Origin of the sequence: Citrobacter sp. FDAARGOS_156 (assembly GCF_001559235.2) — a bacterium.
Taxonomy (GTDB): Bacteria; Pseudomonadota; Gammaproteobacteria; order Enterobacterales; family Enterobacteriaceae; genus Citrobacter; species Citrobacter youngae.
In genome coordinates this window covers 2,447,598-2,463,523 of the sequence record NZ_CP014030.2, presented here as the reverse complement: position 1 = coordinate 2,463,523, position 15,926 = coordinate 2,447,598, and the positions used below count along the sequence as shown (strand labels likewise).

Annotated in this window: 16 protein-coding genes and 1 pseudogene; 12 read left to right on the top strand and 5 right to left on the bottom strand. The window is 54.5% G+C overall.

From position 1 onward, the window contains the following. Positions 1-66: 66 nt before the first annotated feature. The 6 genes from fecA to AL515_RS11940 all read left to right on the top strand — a co-directional run bounded on the left by fecA (position 67) and on the right by AL515_RS11940 (position 7,696). Positions 67-2,391 carry a TonB-dependent Fe(3+) dicitrate receptor FecA gene (gene fecA / locus AL515_RS11965; protein ID WP_105242170.1) on the top strand — a complete coding sequence of 775 codons (2,325 nt, stop codon included), beginning with the start codon at positions 67-69 and terminating at the stop codon, positions 2,389-2,391. A 74-nt stretch (positions 2,392-2,465) separates the two neighbouring features. Continuing rightward, positions 2,466-3,368 carry a Fe(3+) dicitrate ABC transporter substrate-binding protein FecB gene (locus tag AL515_RS11960; protein ID WP_061067840.1) on the top strand — a complete coding sequence of 301 codons (903 nt, stop codon included), beginning with the start codon at positions 2,466-2,468 and terminating at the stop codon, positions 3,366-3,368. Further along, on the top strand, positions 3,365-4,363 hold the full coding sequence (gene fecC, locus AL515_RS11955; protein WP_061067839.1) for an iron-dicitrate ABC transporter permease FecC: 999 nt from the start codon (positions 3,365-3,367) through the stop codon (positions 4,361-4,363). Before AL515_RS11960 ends, fecC begins: the two co-directional genes overlap by 4 nt. Further along, positions 4,360-5,316 (top strand): Fe(3+) dicitrate ABC transporter permease subunit FecD, encoded by a 957-nt coding sequence (fecD, locus tag AL515_RS11950; protein WP_061067838.1) that lies wholly within the window; start codon positions 4,360-4,362, stop codon positions 5,314-5,316. Before fecC ends, fecD begins: the two co-directional genes overlap by 4 nt. Next, positions 5,317-6,084, top strand: coding sequence for a Fe(3+) dicitrate ABC transporter ATP-binding protein FecE (gene fecE / locus AL515_RS11945; RefSeq protein WP_061067837.1), 768 nt, complete (start codon positions 5,317-5,319; stop codon positions 6,082-6,084). A gap of 373 nt (positions 6,085-6,457) precedes the next feature. Continuing rightward, entirely contained in the window at positions 6,458-7,696 is a 1,239-nt protein-coding gene (locus AL515_RS11940) for an IS110 family transposase (RefSeq protein WP_061067836.1), read from the top strand. Positions 7,697-7,982: 286 nt separating this feature from the next. On the opposite strand, the gene AL515_RS23810 is transcribed toward AL515_RS11940, so the two are convergent. From AL515_RS23810 to AL515_RS11920, 4 genes are all read right to left on the bottom strand, one after another. Further along, a complete protein-coding gene (locus AL515_RS23810; RefSeq protein WP_225807906.1) occupies positions 7,983-8,459 on the bottom strand; it encodes a hypothetical protein in 477 nt (158 codons plus the stop codon). Between the two features lie 134 nt (positions 8,460-8,593). Continuing rightward, the gene (locus tag AL515_RS11930; protein ID WP_048211788.1) at positions 8,594-8,938 is read right to left on the bottom strand and encodes a carboxymuconolactone decarboxylase family protein; all 345 of its coding nucleotides are present in this window, start codon (positions 8,936-8,938) and stop codon (positions 8,594-8,596) included. Positions 8,939-8,974: 36 nt separating this feature from the next. Further along, complete coding sequence (locus AL515_RS11925; protein ID WP_048211789.1) at positions 8,975-9,256, bottom strand: hypothetical protein; 282 nt, start codon at positions 9,254-9,256, stop codon at positions 8,975-8,977. Between the two features lie 216 nt (positions 9,257-9,472). Continuing rightward, positions 9,473-10,387 (bottom strand): LysR substrate-binding domain-containing protein, encoded by a 915-nt coding sequence (locus AL515_RS11920; protein ID WP_061067835.1) that lies wholly within the window; start codon positions 10,385-10,387, stop codon positions 9,473-9,475. A gap of 176 nt (positions 10,388-10,563) precedes the next feature. Here AL515_RS11920 and AL515_RS11915 point away from each other — a divergent pair, with 176 nt between their 5' ends. The 5 genes and pseudogenes from AL515_RS11915 to AL515_RS11895 form a co-directional block, all read left to right on the top strand. Next, entirely contained in the window at positions 10,564-11,340 is a 777-nt protein-coding gene (locus AL515_RS11915; protein ID WP_061067834.1) for an SDR family NAD(P)-dependent oxidoreductase, read from the top strand. A gap of 48 nt (positions 11,341-11,388) precedes the next feature. Continuing rightward, entirely contained in the window at positions 11,389-11,553 is a 165-nt protein-coding gene (locus tag AL515_RS11910; protein ID WP_225807905.1) for an OsmC family protein, read from the top strand. A 26-nt stretch (positions 11,554-11,579) separates the two neighbouring features. Next, complete coding sequence (locus tag AL515_RS11905) at positions 11,580-12,608, top strand: zinc-binding dehydrogenase (RefSeq protein ID WP_061067833.1); 1,029 nt, start codon at positions 11,580-11,582, stop codon at positions 12,606-12,608. A gap of 4 nt (positions 12,609-12,612) precedes the next feature. Then, on the top strand, positions 12,613-13,818 hold the full coding sequence (locus tag AL515_RS11900) for an MFS transporter (RefSeq protein ID WP_061067832.1): 1,206 nt from the start codon (positions 12,613-12,615) through the stop codon (positions 13,816-13,818). An 87-nt stretch (positions 13,819-13,905) separates the two neighbouring features. Beyond that, positions 13,906-14,369 (top strand): annotated as a pseudogene (locus tag AL515_RS11895) (PLP-dependent transferase); the annotation flags it as partial. Here the strand turns inward: AL515_RS11895 and AL515_RS11890 are convergent. Next, positions 14,323-15,282 (bottom strand): LysR family transcriptional regulator, encoded by a 960-nt coding sequence (locus tag AL515_RS11890; RefSeq protein ID WP_192575265.1) that lies wholly within the window; start codon positions 15,280-15,282, stop codon positions 14,323-14,325. The pseudogene AL515_RS11895 and the gene AL515_RS11890 overlap by 47 nt on opposite strands. Positions 15,283-15,431: 149 nt before the next feature. On the opposite strand from AL515_RS11890, the gene AL515_RS11885 reads away from it, so the two are divergent. Next, complete coding sequence (locus tag AL515_RS11885) at positions 15,432-15,923, top strand: GNAT family N-acetyltransferase (RefSeq protein ID WP_061067830.1); 492 nt, start codon at positions 15,432-15,434, stop codon at positions 15,921-15,923. Positions 15,924-15,926 lie beyond the last annotated feature (3 nt).

The following is a 15,926-nucleotide window of genomic DNA, read 5'->3' as shown; positions in this document are numbered from 1 at the left end:
ATTGTCCTTTTTCCCCTTCTCATTCGACTCATAGCTGAACACAACAAAAATGATGATGGAGAAGGTATGACGCCTTTACGCGTTTTTAGCAAAACAACACCTTTGGTTAACGCCATTCGCCTGAGCCTGCTGCCGCTGGCTGGGCTCTCGTTATCCGCTTTCGCAGCGCAGGTTGATATTGCACCAGGCTCACTCGATAAAGCGCTAAACCAATATGCCGCACACAGCGGAATTACCCTGTCTGTTGATGCCAGCCTGACGCGCGGCAAGCACAGCAACGGTTTGCACGGCGATTACGATGTTGAGAGTGGTTTGCAGCAGTTGCTCCTGGGCAGTGGCCTGCAGGTGAAGCCGTTAGGGAATAACAGCTGGACGCTCGAACACGTTCCAGCACCACAGGAAGATGCGCTCACGGTTGTGGGCGACTGGCTGGGCGATGCGCGCGAAAACGACGTATTCGAACATGCCGGCGCGCGTGACGTTATCCGCCGTGAGGATTTCGCCAAAACCGGCGCGACGACCATGCGCGAGGTGCTGAATCGTATTCCTGGCGTTACCGCCCCGGAAAACAACGGTACCGGTAGCCACGATCTGGCGATGAACTTTGGTATTCGCGGCCTGAACCCGCGCCTTGCCAGCCGTTCAACGGTGCTGATGGACGGTATTCCGGTGCCGTTTGCCCCTTACGGCCAGCCGCAGCTTTCCCTGGCACCCGTTTCGCTCGGAAATATGGACGCCATCGATGTGGTGCGCGGCGGCGGCGCCGTACGTTACGGACCGCAGAGCGTGGGCGGCGTGGTGAACTTTGTTACCCGCGCCATTCCGCAAGACTTCGGGATCGAAGCCGGCATGGAAGGCCAGCTCAGCCCAACGTCCTCACAAAATAATCCCAAAGAGACGCACAACCTGATGGTGGGCGGCACAGCGGATAACGGTTTTGGCACCGCCCTGCTTTACTCCGGCACGCGCGGCAGCGACTGGCGCGAGCACAGCGCGACGCGCATCGATGACCTGATGCTGAAAAGCAAATATGCGCCGAACGACGTGCATACCTTCAATAGCCTTCTGCAATACTACGACGGTGAAGCCGATATGCCCGGGGGCCTGTCGCGCGCGGATTACAACGCCGACCGCTGGCAATCTACGCGTCCGAACGATCGCTTCTGGGGGCGTCGCAAGCTGGCAAGCCTTGGCTATCAGTTCCAGCCGGACAGCCAGCATAAATTCAATATTCAGGGCTTCTACACCGAAACCCTGCGCAGCGGCTACCTGGAACAGGGCAAACGCACCACGCTTTCACCGCGCAATTACTGGGTACGCGGCATTGAGCCACGATACAGCCAGAGCTTTATGCTGGGCCCTTCCGCGCACGAAGTGGGGGTGGGATACCGCTATGTGAGCGAGTCGACGCATGAAATGCGTTACTACACCGCCACCAGCAGCGGACAACTGCCGTCCAGCGCCAGCCCTTACGATCGTGACACCCGTTCCGGCACCGAAGCGCACGCCTGGTATCTGGATGACAAAATCGATATTGGCAACTGGACTATCACTCCGGGTATGCGCTTTGAACATATCGAGTCATACCAGAACAACGCCATCAAAGGCACACATGAGGAAGTGAGCTATAACGCCCCGCTTCCGGCGCTAAACGTGCTTTATCACCTGACTGACAGCTGGAATCTTTATGCAAACACCGAAGGCTCGTTCGGCACCGTACAGTACAGCCAAATTGGCAAGGCTGTGCAAAGCGGCAATGTGGAACCGGAAAAAGCGCGAACCTGGGAGCTCGGCACCCGATACGACGATGGCGCGCTGACCGCGGAAATGGGGTTGTTCCTGATTAACTTTAATAATCAGTACGACTCCAACCAGACCAACGACACCGTTACAGCACGCGGTAAAACGCGCCATACCGGGCTGGAAACCCAGGCCCGCTATGACCTCGGCACGCTGACGCCAACGCTCGACAACGTTTCAGTCTACGCAAGCTATGCGTACGTGGACGCCGAGATTCGTGAGAAAGGCGACACCTACGGCAACCAGGTGCCGTTCTCCCCGAAACACAAAGGCACATTGGGCGTGGACTATAAGCCGGGCAACTGGACCTTCAACCTGAACAGTGATTTCCAGTCCAGCCAGTTTGCGGATAACGCCAACACCGTGAAAGAGAGCGCCGATGGCAGTACCGGTCGTATCCCTGGCTTTATGCTCTGGGGCGCACGCGTAGCTTATGATTTTGGTCCGCAAATGGCAGACCTGAACCTGGCGTTCGGCGTGAAGAATATCTTCGACCAGACGTATTTCACCCGCTCCTACGACGACAACAATAAAGGCATCTACGCAGGCCAGCCGCGCACGCTGTATATGCAGGGGTCGTTGAAGTTCTAAATCCCGTTGACCCGGCCTGCATGCTGTTTTTGTCGGCCGGGTCAACGACGCGCCACTCAACACAGGCCATTCACATGTTCACATCATTACGCACGCTATTCGCCGCTCTGCTGCTGCTCACCGGCCATGCTTTTGCCGCCACGGTTCATGACGAACATGGCACCTTTACGCTTGATAAAACGCCACAGCGGATCGTGGTGCTGGAACTGTCGTTCGCGGACGCACTGGCAGCCGTCGATGTTAGTCCGGTCGGCATTGCCGACGATAACGATGCCACGCGCATTCTTCCAGAAGTTCGCGCCCATCTTAAATCCTGGCAGTCTGTCGGCACGCGCACGCAGCCGAGTTTAGAAGCCATCAGCGCGCTGAAGCCGGATCTGATCATTGCCGACAGCAGCCGTCATGCGGGTATCTACAGCGCCTTGCAGCAAATCGCACCGGTGCTGCTGCTTAAATCCCGCAATGAAACCTACGCTGAAAATCTGCAATCTGCAGCCATCATCGGCGAAGTTGTGGGCAAAAAGGCGCAGATGCAGTCACGTCTGGCGCAACACCAACAACAGATGTCAGCGTGGGCAAGCCAGTTGCCAAAAGGCACGCTGGTGTTGTTTGGTACGTCCCGGGAGCAGCAGTTCAACCTGCACACGCAAGAGACCTGGACCGGGGGCGTCCTGACCTCTCTGGGGCTGACGGTGCCGGCGTCAATATCCGGTGCGTCTATGCCGTCTATCGGCCTGGAGCAGTTGCTGGCGATCAATCCTGCATGGCTGCTGGTCGCCCACTACCGCAAAGAGAGCATCGTCAAACGCTGGCAGCAGGACCCGCTGTGGCAGATGTTAACTGCAGTGCAAAAACAGCAGACGGCGTCGGTCGACAGTAACGCCTGGGCGCGGATGCGCGGCATTTTCGCGGCCGAACGCATTGCCAGTGACACGGTAAAAATCTTCCATCACCAGCCTTTATCCGATGTGAAATGACGGTTCTCAGACACCCAGCGCTGCAGTGGGGTCTTCCCCTTGCCGCGCTTATCACTCTCTTCTGGCTGAGTCTGTTTTGCTACTCGGCCATTCCTGTTTCTGGCGTTGACGCCATTCACGCTCTGCTGCCGGGCCATACGCCGACGCTTGCACAAGCGCTGGTGCAAAACCTTCGTTTGCCGCGAAGCCTGGTCGCCATTCTGATCGGCGCGAGTCTGGCTCTCGCGGGAACGCTGCTGCAGACCCTGACGCATAATTCAATGGCATCCCCTTCGCTGCTTGGTATTAACAGCGGCGCGGCGCTGGCGATGGCGCTGACCAGCGCTCTCAGCCCCGTGCCCGTTGCAGGTTACTCCATCGCCTTTATCGCCGCCTGCGGTGGCGGCGTAAGCTGGCTGCTGGTGATGACCGCTGGCGGCGGATTTCGCCACAGCCAGGACCGAAACAAATTGATCCTCGCGGGCATCGCGTTCTCGGCGTTTTGCATGGCCCTGACCCGCATCACCCTGCTGCTGACGGAAGATCACGCTTACGGCATTTTATACTGGCTCGCGGGAGGCGTATCCCACGCACGCTGGCAGGAGTTCTGGCAGCTTTTCCCGATGGTGGCGGTTGCCCTGCCGGTGGTGTTGCTGCTGGCTAATCAACTGAACCTGCTTAACGTCAGTGACAGCACCGCCCGCACGCTGGGGGTGAATCTGCCAAAGCTACGTTTGATCATCAATATTCTGGTGCTGCTTCTGGTCGGTGCCTGCGTCAGCGTGGCTGGCCCGGTGGCGTTTATCGGCCTGCTGATGCCGCATCTGGCTCGCTTCTGGGTGGGATTCGATCAGCGCAAGGTTTTACCGATGAGCATGCTGATGGGCGCTACGCTGCTGCTGCTGGCAGATCTTCTGGCCCGAGCGCTGGCTTTTCCTGGCGAATTGCCTGCCGGGGCAGTAGTGGCGCTGATTGGCGCGCCCTGCTTTGTCTGGCTGGTCAGGGGGCGTGGATGAAAATTGCGTTAGTCATTTTCATCGCCCTCGCATTGACGGGATTTTCGGTTCTGTCTCTGCAAATGGGGGTGATCGCCGTTCCCTGGCGCGCCCTGCTGACCGACTGGCACACCGGGCGCGAGTATCATTACGTATTAACGGCGTACCGCCTGCCGCGATTGCTGCTGGCGCTGCTGGTCGGCGCAGCCCTCGCGGTGGCAGGCGTTCTGGTTCAAGGGATCGTGCGTAACCCTCTGGCATCGCCGGATATTCTCGGCGTAAATCATGCCGCAAGCCTGGCCTCTGTGGGCGCGCTACTGCTCTTGCCGTCACTACCGGTGATTGCCCTGCCGCTGCTGGCCTTTGTCGGTGGCATGGCAGGCCTGATCCTGCTGAGAATGCTGGCGAACACCAGCCAGCCGATGAAGCTCGCGCTCACGGGTGTCGCACTTTCTGCCTGCTGGGCCAGCCTGACGGATTACCTGATGCTTTCGCGCCCGCAGGATGTGAACAGCGCCCTGCTGTGGCTGACCGGCAGCTTATGGGGACGTGACTGGAGTTTTGTGAAGGTTGCCGCCCCGCTGCTGATGTTGTTTCTGCCGCTGAGCCTGGTTTTTTGCCGAGATCTCGACCTCCTGGCATTGGGCGATGCGCGTGCCACCACGCTCGGGGTGTCGGTGCCGCGTACACGGTTTCAGGCTTTACTACTGGCGGTTGCCATGACGTCAACCGGCGTGGCCGTCTGCGGCCCGATTAGCTTTATTGGACTCGTGGTACCGCATATGGTGCGCACCATTACCGGTGGACGTCACCGCTGGCTGCTGCCCGTTTCGGCCATGACGGGTGCATTGCTGCTGGTGGCGGCCGACCTGCTGGCGCGAATTATTCATCCCCCGCTGGAGCTTCCGGCTGGCGTGCTGACCGCCATTATCGGTGCGCCGTGGTTTGTCTGGCTGCTTGTGAGAATGCGATAAATGACATTACGAACTGAAAATCTGACGGTCTGTTACGGGACAAACAAGGTGCTTGACGGCGTATCACTCGCACTGCCTACGGGCAAGATTACTGCGCTACTTGGCCCTAACGGTTGTGGGAAATCGACGCTGTTAAACTGTTTTTCACGGCTGTTAATGCCGCAGTCCGGCACCGTATTTCTTGACGACAATCCCATCAATACGTTCTCATCGCGCCAGCTTGCCCGCAGGCTGGCGCTGCTGCCGCAACACCATTTAACGCCAGAGGGGATCACCGTCCAGGAGCTGGTTTCCTACGGCCGCAACCCGTGGTTACCACTTTGGGGGCGTCTTTGTGCGCAAGACAATGCGCGGGTCAATCTCGCCATGAGCCAGACCCAAATCCATCATCTTGCCGACAGACGGTTAACCGATCTTTCTGGCGGCCAGCGCCAGCGCGCATTTCTGGCGATGGTCCTGGCGCAGGATACGCCCGTTGTCCTGCTCGATGAGCCAACGACCTATCTCGATATCAATCACCAGGTGGAATTGATGCGGTTGATGGGCGCACTCCGAGCCCAGGGGAAAACGGTAGTCGCAGTGCTGCACGACCTTAATCAGGCCAGCCGATACTGCGATCATCTGGTGGTCATGGCCAACGGACATGTGATGGCACAAGGCACACCGGAAGCAGTGATGAATCCTGGATTGCTGAGAAGCGTATTCAGCGTGGAAACGGAGATCCATCCCGAGCCGATATCTGGCAGACCGATGTGTGTGGTGAGGTAGATTGTGCAGGTCGTATGCAGTAAACCTCGGCTAAACGAAACGGGAACTGTGCCGCAGTGTCTTTCTGCCTGGCTCTGAATGCTTGCGATGAGCAATGCTCATCGTCCATCAACTTGTTTTAGAATGTTCGCTTTGTGCCAGGTATAGTCATTCACACCCTGAGAGTTACACTTTTAAGTGATTCAGGGTATGCGCTTATTGGTTACGAATATTGTGCCAGAATCATGTGATTTGATGATTGCCGCTTTGCTTTCGAGCCAGTAAGTGCTCCACGTTCGCTAACGAATACTCAGGGCATGCAGATAAACTGCTGACTATATTTCTTTCGAAGAGCGTGGAATGCATACCAATCCCCGGTTAAAAGGAGTTGGTGATGACTGCTATAGATCAGTTTGCTGCTCATGTTGGCCTGGACTGGGCGGATAAAAAACACGATGTCTGCGTTCAGTTTAAAAACGGTGAGCGCACATTCCATGTGATTAACCATACGCCGGAAGCGCTTGATACCTGGCTCAATGACTTGCATCAGAAGGTCAAAGGCAGGATCGCTATCGCCCTTGAACTGAAAAAAGGCCCGGTAGTGTACGCTCTCCAGAAGTACCCCTTTATTACTGTCTTTCCTGTACACGCGTTATCATTGGCCCGCTATCGGCAGACCTTCTGGCCAAGTGGTGCGAAGGACGATCCGCAGGATGCCGAGCTGGCGTTAGATCTGATGCTTCGCTATCCCCAAAAGATAAAACCCATCGAACCCGACAATGCTGATATCCGTTTACTTCTACAACTAGTCGAGCAGCGCAGACTGCTGGTAGAAGACAAACGCCGCTTTGTTAATCGGCTCATTAACACGCTTAAGCAGTATTACCCTCAACCCTTGGAATGGTTCTCGCATCGGGACAGTTCATTGTTCTGTGAGCTCATAATCCGCTGGCCAAGCCTGCAACAGCTCAAACGTGCCAGGAGTGATACCGTCCGTCATTTTATGAACGCAAGAGGTGGTCCCGCTGTAGCTTATACAGAACAGCGGGTGACAAGCATTGCGAACGCTATTCCCCTGACCACTGATAAAAGTGTCATCGAGGCGAACGTGCTAATGGCAACAGCTCTTGCATCGCAAATCAAACTTGTAGGTGAACTTATCAGAACCTACGACGAACGAATCGAATCGTTATTCGATACACTTCCGGATGCAGAGCTGTTCAGATCACTACCGGGCATGGGGCCGTGTCTGGGCCCACGTATGCTTGCCGCACTGGGTGATAACCGCGACCGCTTCAACAGCGCTGAGGAAATTCAAAACTACGCGGGGATTGCACCGGTGACTGAACGAAGTGGCCAGAAATCCTGGGTTCACTGGCGATGGCAGTGTGCCAAGTTCGTCAGGCAAACCTTCGTCGAATGGGCTGCCAAGACGGTTAACTCATCATACTGGGCCAAGCTGTATTACCAGGGGCTGCGAGAAAAAGGAAAATCTCATCAATCAGCGATCCGGGCTCTGGCATTCAAATGGATAAGGATAATTTACCGCTGCTGGAAGACTAGAACCTGTTATGATGAAGCAAAATATTTGCTGGCACTGGAAGCGCGAAAATCGCCCTTATTGATGCCGTAAAAAGCTTATCGAATGTCTCAGGGCGTGAAGCGGACGCTTCAGAAGCCAGCTCTTTTTAAAAGCTGACGCATTATAGAACCGGATACTCTGTTTTCAACAACCCATCTCCTGCTCGGATGGTAGCCCCCCATTTTCGCGGGTTATTTCTGTTGTAGCCAGCGCTGAACGCCCGTTAATGCAGAGTCAATTGCGCCTGTCAGATAGCCCGGGAACTGCGGCGACCATTCACTGGCAATACCTGTTATCTCACCGGACAATTCTCCCCTGGCGGAAAGTTGCTCAGGTATTACGTGACTGACTTCCTGCTGGAGATCAAATTCCGTTGCAGAAACGGATCGGCCGCCCAGTCTTTTATATACTCAGCTTCGGGCTCTACCGCATCCTGCCCAAATAAGCGTACGAGCGGCTCCCGACAAAGGCTTTTGAGAACAGCATCGCTGACAGTCCATCTCGATTTTGCAAGTACGCCAGTAAAACCAAAAATCGCCGTTTTACCCGAATCTGGCTCGGATACGTCGTGGATCTCTGCTCCGCCAACATGCGGCGCACAGAAAATCCGCGCGCCTGGGACAAGCTTCTGAAGCAGCATTGTTTCTGAGGTACCAGAGAATAAAGCGAAGACTTGTCTTTGCGGCTGACCATGCCAGTTAGCCGCCTTCTGCGTATATAACCTGACCGGCTGGCGTGCATCGGCAGACATCTGGCGCAGCCTGACGAGAAGGGTTGCGCGTACCTGCTCGCAACCAATCCGGTCAAGCATCATGCGCTCAACCCCGGGCTAGGGTGAAAATATCCATTGATAATCATCCGGGGTAATGATCACGCGCTGCGAAAAATCAGAATTCAGTAACATCATAATCAGTGATTAGACGGCCCCACGCGGAGCCGTGTGCAGGCCTATTTGTTCGGCAGATTATCGTACACATCCAGTGCGCGCGCGGTATACGTCAGCGCTGCGCCGGTGTTCAGGTTTATGGCAACCGCCAGCGCTTCGGCGATCTCTTCGCGCGTGGCACCGTACTTAACAGCAGCATCCACATGAACGGCCAGGCAACCGTCGCAGCGGGTGGTTACGGCCACGGCCAGCGCAATCAGTTCATGGGTTTTGGGATCGAGGTGCTTGCTTTCTGACGCACCTTTATCCATCTGCTGAAAGCCTTTCATAAACTCAGGCTGCAGTTTGGCAAATTTGTCGATGGTGGCGAGCAGGCCACTGCGATATTCATTCCAGTTTAAGAACATTCAAAACTCCGGTTGTTGTTTGTCTCAGAAAAGTTATTAAATGACGTCGAAAATACGCACGTCAGGCGCACTGTTTAAATACGGTTTTAATCCGGCAACGACATCCTGCGTAAACAGCAGGCTGTTAAGGTATGCCTGCGCCTGCGCAACGGTCGTAAAACCGTGCAGCACCTGGACGTCTTCGTCGCGGACAAGCAGCTCTTTAGAGGTGGCACCCTCAATGGTGGTCAGAAACGGAGTTTTGTATTTCTGGTATACCTCAGCGGCTGCCGCACGGTTTTCATTACTGATATTCAGGGTGATTTGCAGATAAGCCATCGTTCTCTCCTTCGTTCAGGGTTGAAGTAATACGCCCGTTTAAAAAACCGGTCTGTATTACCTTTCGTTGAGGGCGATTATCAGAAAGCCAGACAGCTTCAACAAATCAGATAATCTTGCGAAGCAGAAAAGAAATTCTATGTCGTGAATTGTCGTGGTATAAGCACTACGCACCCGACGTGATTGCCGGGGCAGCGTAATGCCTGAGGGGGCAGTTTATGAACGGTCTGAGACGACATCCTGAAGAAGCCAGTCATGGAAAACGTTGACTTCATCACGCATAACTTTTTGTTGCGGAGTGACCAGATAATAGGACCATTTGAGCGGCCAACGGCGATCGGGGTGCAGCTGAACCAACTGACCGGTTTCGATAAGCTGCTTCACCAAAGCGTAACGAACGATGGCCACGCCCCTGCCGCTCAGGGCCGACAGGATGACCGCTGAGGTGGAGTTAATATGCAGCCCGCTATCCAGCGCTTCGGGTGCACCGACCGCCATCAGGACAGCATCCCATGACGGAAAATCCGCCCCAGGATGCGGCGTGTCATCGTGAATGAGTTTTTGCGTGGCGAGCCATTCACGGCAGGCCATTTTCCCGGGCGGCACCAGGCGCGGACTGCAGACCAGCACCGCTTCTTCATCCATCAGCCAGGTTTTATGCACGCCTGGCCAGTCGCCCTGTCCGCAGCGAATACCGATGTCCGCCTCGCCGTGCGACACATCCATCAGTTTTTCCGTGACGTTAAGCCGCAGATTGATATTTTCGTGCGTTTCCGAAAACCGGTTCAGGCGATCCATCAGCCAGTTCATCATCAGCACCTGCGATGCCGTCACCACCACCACCGAACGCGAGCGGCGACCGCGAAGCTTGTTTAACCCGGTTTCGAGTTTGTCCAGTCCCTGCGTGATGTCCTGTAGCGCCTCCTCCGCTTCGTCAACCAACGTCAGCCGCTCTTTTCCGGAGCGGGTGCGGTGAAGAAGCGGGTGTCCGACCCAGTCTTCCAGCGAGCGTACCAGTTGGCCTACTGCAGCGGGCGTAACGCCAAGCTCCTGTGCCGCGCCGGTAAAGCTGCCGTGCCTGGCGGTGGCTTCAAAAGCGTGCAGCCATTTAAGTCGGTTTAGCGATCGCATTGTGGAAATCCTGATTCATTATTTTTCTCAGTATACGCCAGCGAGAAAGATTTTCTTTCCTGAGTCGCAATTTCTTCTCAGTCGTCAATCAGGCGTCCGGGTGGCATTCTGATTTCACACGATGAGGAGTACGGCTTTTCATCAATAACAACCATATGAATTCAAAGAGGTTAGCGATGAACGCATCTTTTGCCGGTAAAAAACTGTTAGTGGTCGGTGGTACAAGCGGTATGGGCTTCGAAACGGCGAAGCTGGTTTTGAAAAACGGCGGCAGCGTTGTGCTTGTTGGCAATCGTCAGGACAAAGCCGGGCAGGCCCGCCAGGCACTGGCTGCGGATGGTCAGGTTTCTATCATCGTTGCCGACCTGATGAAAGAAGAAGGGATGCAGCATGTGGTAGACACCATTAATGCCGAACACAAAGATATCAGCCTGCTGGTCAATGCGGCTGGCGTGTTTTTCCCAAAACCCTTCACCGAACATGAAGCGTCAGACTATGACATGTATATGAGCATTAACCGCGCAACGTTCTTTATTACCCGTGACGTGGTTCGCAATATGGTTGATGCCGGGATTAAAGGCTCCATCGTGAATATCGGCTCCATGTGGGCGCAGCAGGCGATTGGTGCCACGCCGTCTTCAGCCTATTCGATGGCCAAAGCCGGTCTGCACGCGCTGACTAAAAACCTGGCCATTGAGCTGGGTGAAAAAGGGATCCGCGTGAATGCGGTTTCTCCGGCCGTTGTTCACACTCCTATTTACGAAGGCTTCATTCCGAAAGACGACGTAAAAGATGTGATGAACAGCTTTGACAGCTTCCATCCGATCGGACGCGTGGGTACGCCAGTCGACATCGCGGAAACTGTGGCTTTCCTGCTTTCTGAAAAAACTGGCTGGGTCACCGGCGCTATCTGGGATATTGATGGCGGTGTGATGGCTGGCCGTAACGCCTGAAGACCGCGCCGGACGCTCTGCCAGCCGTATTCCGGAGGTTCCGCTCCGTTGGCACTTCAAAACCATGTTATCGATTCCGATGAATCGGTTTCGCTGGGTGGCGAGGGACTGGCTCCTGATCCGCGGGAATTAATGCTCGCTGCGTTTAATGCCTGTATGACGGCCGTCTTTGTTCAGGAAGCCAGGGCTAAAGATCTCGCCCTTGCCATCTGATAATCCCTATTATATCGGTGCCATTTATGAATAAAAAATACCGCGCGATGCAGATCGTTGCCCCCGGGGTGCTGGAAATGACAAAGCGGCCGATACCCGCTCCCGGTCCGGATGAGGTGCTTATCAAAATTGAAGCATGCGGAGTATGCGGTGCCGATCTCCGGGACGCGGAAAGAGCGCCGCAGGAGGGCCAACCCGGCCGTATACCGGGACATGAAATCGTTGGGTTTATTGCCCGCAAGGGGAACAGGGTACCCGATATCTGGCAATGCGGTCAGCGCGTAGGCGTCGGCCGACTGGGTGGGTATTGTCAGCACTGCAAACCTTGCCGCAGAGGGCTTTTTCATCTCTGTGAAAATCAACTGACGCCGGGCCTCAGCTGCGATGGCGGCTACGCAGAGTACGTTGTCATGCGACATACCGCGCTGATAGCAATTCCCTCCGCGCTCTCTTCCGTGCATGCAGCCCCGATCCTTTGCGCCGGTACCGCTACCTTCAACGCACTGCGTAATTCAGGCGCAAGAGCGGGCGACAGAGTGGCTGTTCTCGGAGTGGGTGGGCTTGGCCACATGGCTGTTCAGTACGCCCGTAAAATGGGTTTTGAGGTGACTGTGATTGCACGGGGTAGCGAAAAAGAACGCGCGGCCTTTAAGCTGGGTGCGCATCACTACATCAATACACTTGAGGAAAATGCATCAGAACGCCTGAAAAATGACGGCGGTGTGGATTTTATCGTGGCAACTGCACCGGCTTCAGAAACGGTTTCAGCCCTCTTGTCCGCCCTCTCCCCCCAGGGTAAAACAATCTTGCTGGGTACAGGACAAAAGCCGCTGCAGGTCTCGCCGGGTATGATGATCGGCGCTGAACGCACCTTGACAGGCTCCTTCGTCGGCACACCGGCGCAAACCGAGCGCGCACTGCAGTTCAGCCACCTCTTTCAGACGTTGCCCATCACAGAGATGTTGCCATTTGAACGGGCAAATGAGGCGCTCAACAGACTTAAGCAAGGTCTGGCGCGATACAGGATAGTGCTCACCATGAATCAGGATAATTAATCACATGTCCGCAGAACATTTCCTGCCCGTTGCAGACCAGAGAAATAATATCATTCGCCTGTCGGCCGCGCAGGCCCTCGCGGGTGCCAACTCTGTCGTCTTTTATGCCACTGGCGCAATTGTGGGTAACGCCCTCGCTCCCGGCAGCTCGCTGGCTACACTTCCCATCACCATGTTTGTTCTGGGGATGGCAGGCTGTATCCTGCCGTTAGGCTCATTAGCGCGTAAAAATGGCCGTAAAAGCGCATTTATGGTCGGAACCGGGGCGGGTGTCTTGACTGGACTGACCGCCGCCCTGGCCGTCGTGATTGGCTCATTTATATTGTTCTGCATTGCCGCCTTCATGGGCGGAGCCTATGCAGCCGTTGCGCTCAGCTTTCGTTTTGCGGCAACCGACGGCGTCACGCCAGAACGTCGCGCCCGGGCCCTGTCGCTGGTGATGGGAGGCGGCGTGGTTGCCGGCGTGATTGGCCCGATGCTGGTTTCAGGCACGATGCACTTCTGGCCGCCTCATACCTTCGCCGTCACGTTCCTCGCGCAGGCGCTCGTGGCCGTTATTTCGGCATTCATACTTAAAGGCGTAAAAACCGCAGAACCTACCTGCGCGATAAAAACGGGTGGGCGGCCTTTACGCGAAATTGCCCGTCAGCCAGGGTTTGCCAGAACCGTATTCAGCGGTGCGGTAACCTATATGGTGATGAACTTCCTGATGACGGCTGCACCACTCTCGATGCACATGCACGGCATCTCTCAACAGGCGTCCAATCTCGGTATCCAGTGGCACGTTATTGCCATGTACGGTCCGGGTTTCTTCACTGGCAAATTAATTAACCGCTTTGGAGCCATGCGTATCGCTGCTGCGGGTTTGCTTATCACTGCATGCTCTGTCCTCGCCGGACTCGGTGGAACCGATATTTTTCACTACTGGTTGTCGCTGATTTTGCTGGGTCTCGGCTGGAATTTTGGCTTCACCGGCGCATCGGCGAAGATCATTGAATATCATCGTCCAGAAGAGAAAACCCAGGTCCAGTCCCTGAACGATTTTGTGGTATTTGGGGTTATGATTGTAGGGTCATTTTCTTCAGGTGCTCTACTCAGCCTCTACGGCTGGAACTCCGTCCTGTGGGGGGCCCTTGTTCCCGTCGGTCTTGCGTTTGTAGGTATTGTTAACGAGTTGCGGGCAAAAAAGCAGGATAAATTAACTTTCTGACCCTGTTTTGTCTGCTATCTGGAAGCGGGTTACGTTGATGTAAAAAGTATCTAAAGCCCAACATCAACGGGCATGATTTTGGGCATACTTGCCATGTTACCGGGTGCAGAAGACTGTTTCTTTGCCTTACATGGTTTAAGAATGTTGCATATTCGCTGAAAGAAGCGGAAGCACTGGCAATTGCTCACTGGCTTGAAGAACAACCTGAAGTCAAAACTGTACTCCACCCCGCAATGCCGGATTGTCCGGGACATGAAATATGGAAGCGAGACCCTACGGGATCGTCAGGGCTGTTCTCTGTGGTGCTTGATCCCGTATTCAGCAAACAGGCTTTAACACACATGCTAAATGACATGCAGCTGTTCGGAATGGGGTATTCCTGGGGCGGTTTTGAAAGCCTGATTATTCCTTTCGGCTGCCGGGAATATCGAACTGCGACAACCTGGCACAAGAAGGGAGAACCCCTTCGGCTCCAGATTGGCCAGGAAGATCCGGATGACCTGATCACCGATCTGGGTCAGGGGTTTGATCGGGTGCATTCATTGACGTAATCGGGTTTTGCGGCTCGCAAACCTGTAAAATTTGCTCTTTCATCCATAAATGTCCAGGGGAGTTACTGAGCTGTGGGCTGTAATAAGCCTTCAGAATATACTGGGGTGTTGGGAATGGAGGAGTAAACACCACAAGATTTTTCATATCAAAAACAGATGAGATGCCCCGCTTGGGCAGCGTGATGACCAGATCAGTATTTGAAACAATGAGCGGGGCAATCATCAGACTTGGTAATTCAACAACAATTCGGCGGCGTACCTGCTGACTTTCCAGATAACGGTCAATAGCCCCCCGGGATTCCAGCCATGGGCGTACCACCACGTGTCCGGCGTTAATATAGCGCTCATGGGTAAGGGAATCATAAATTTCAGGGTGACCACGTCGCACCGCAACCACGTAATCATCCGTAAAGCAGGTAATGGACTCAATACCGCGCCGGGGATTTTTCTGCTCTTCTTCAAAACCAAGAGCAAAATCAACTTTGCCCGAAAGCAGATCTTCATCGGCGTTAAAATCGCATGAGTAGATAAGCTTAATGGTAATACCCGGCGCGAGGCTGTTAACTCTCGCGATCAGGCCTGGCAGGATCACAGCGGCCGTGTAGTCCGTGGCGGCAAAAGTAAACGTCTCCCGGCTTTTTTCCGGCTCAAAGTGTTCAGGCTCATGTAGGCAAGTCGAGAGACTGTTCAGAGCGGCGGAAACGTTGGCGGCAATGCTCTCTGCTTTTGACGTTGGCACCATGCGTCCGCCAGTGCGCACAAATAAGGGATCATCCAGTGAGGCACGTAAGCGATTGAGCGCATGACTCAGCGCCGACGGACTTAGCGCCATTTCATTAGCGGCCTCCGTTACGCTCCCATGCCGATAAAGAGAATCGAAGATAAGCAATAAATTCAGATCGGTCTTGCGCAACGTCGACACCATGGTTCTTTTTTCCGGGTGAAATTTGAAAATAGTGATTAATGAATATTGTACATTTTATTTTTGCATAAAATGCAGCGAAAGCATGATTGAAAAAAGATAGTATATTTCCAACAAAATGATTCTGAAGAGGCAAAACTATGTCTACCCCTGTATTCCGTCAGGCCACTGCCGCCGATGTCGATCGTTGCTATGATATTGAAATCACATCCTACGAAGGGGATGAAGCCGCAACGCGCGAGAAAATAGCCACCCGTATTAACCGCTATCCGGAAGGTTTCCTGTGTATGGAGCTGAACGGCGACGTTATTGGTTTCATCAATGCAGGCTGCGCATGGGAAGTCGTGATGTCTGATGAAGAATTTAAAGAACTGGTTGGACACGATCCGGATGCACCTAATGCCGTGATTATGTCTGTCGTGGTTCACCCGGATTATCAGGGCAAAGGATACTCGTCGTTGCTGATGCGTGAATTCGTGGCGCATATGAAAGCAATGAACAAAAAAACAATCCACCTGTTGTGTAAAGATCGCCACGTCGATCTGTATGCTCATTTTGGTTACAAGTATATGAAACCGTCAGAGTCAGACCACGGTGGTATGGCCTGGCATGAAATGATGATGACACTCTGATTT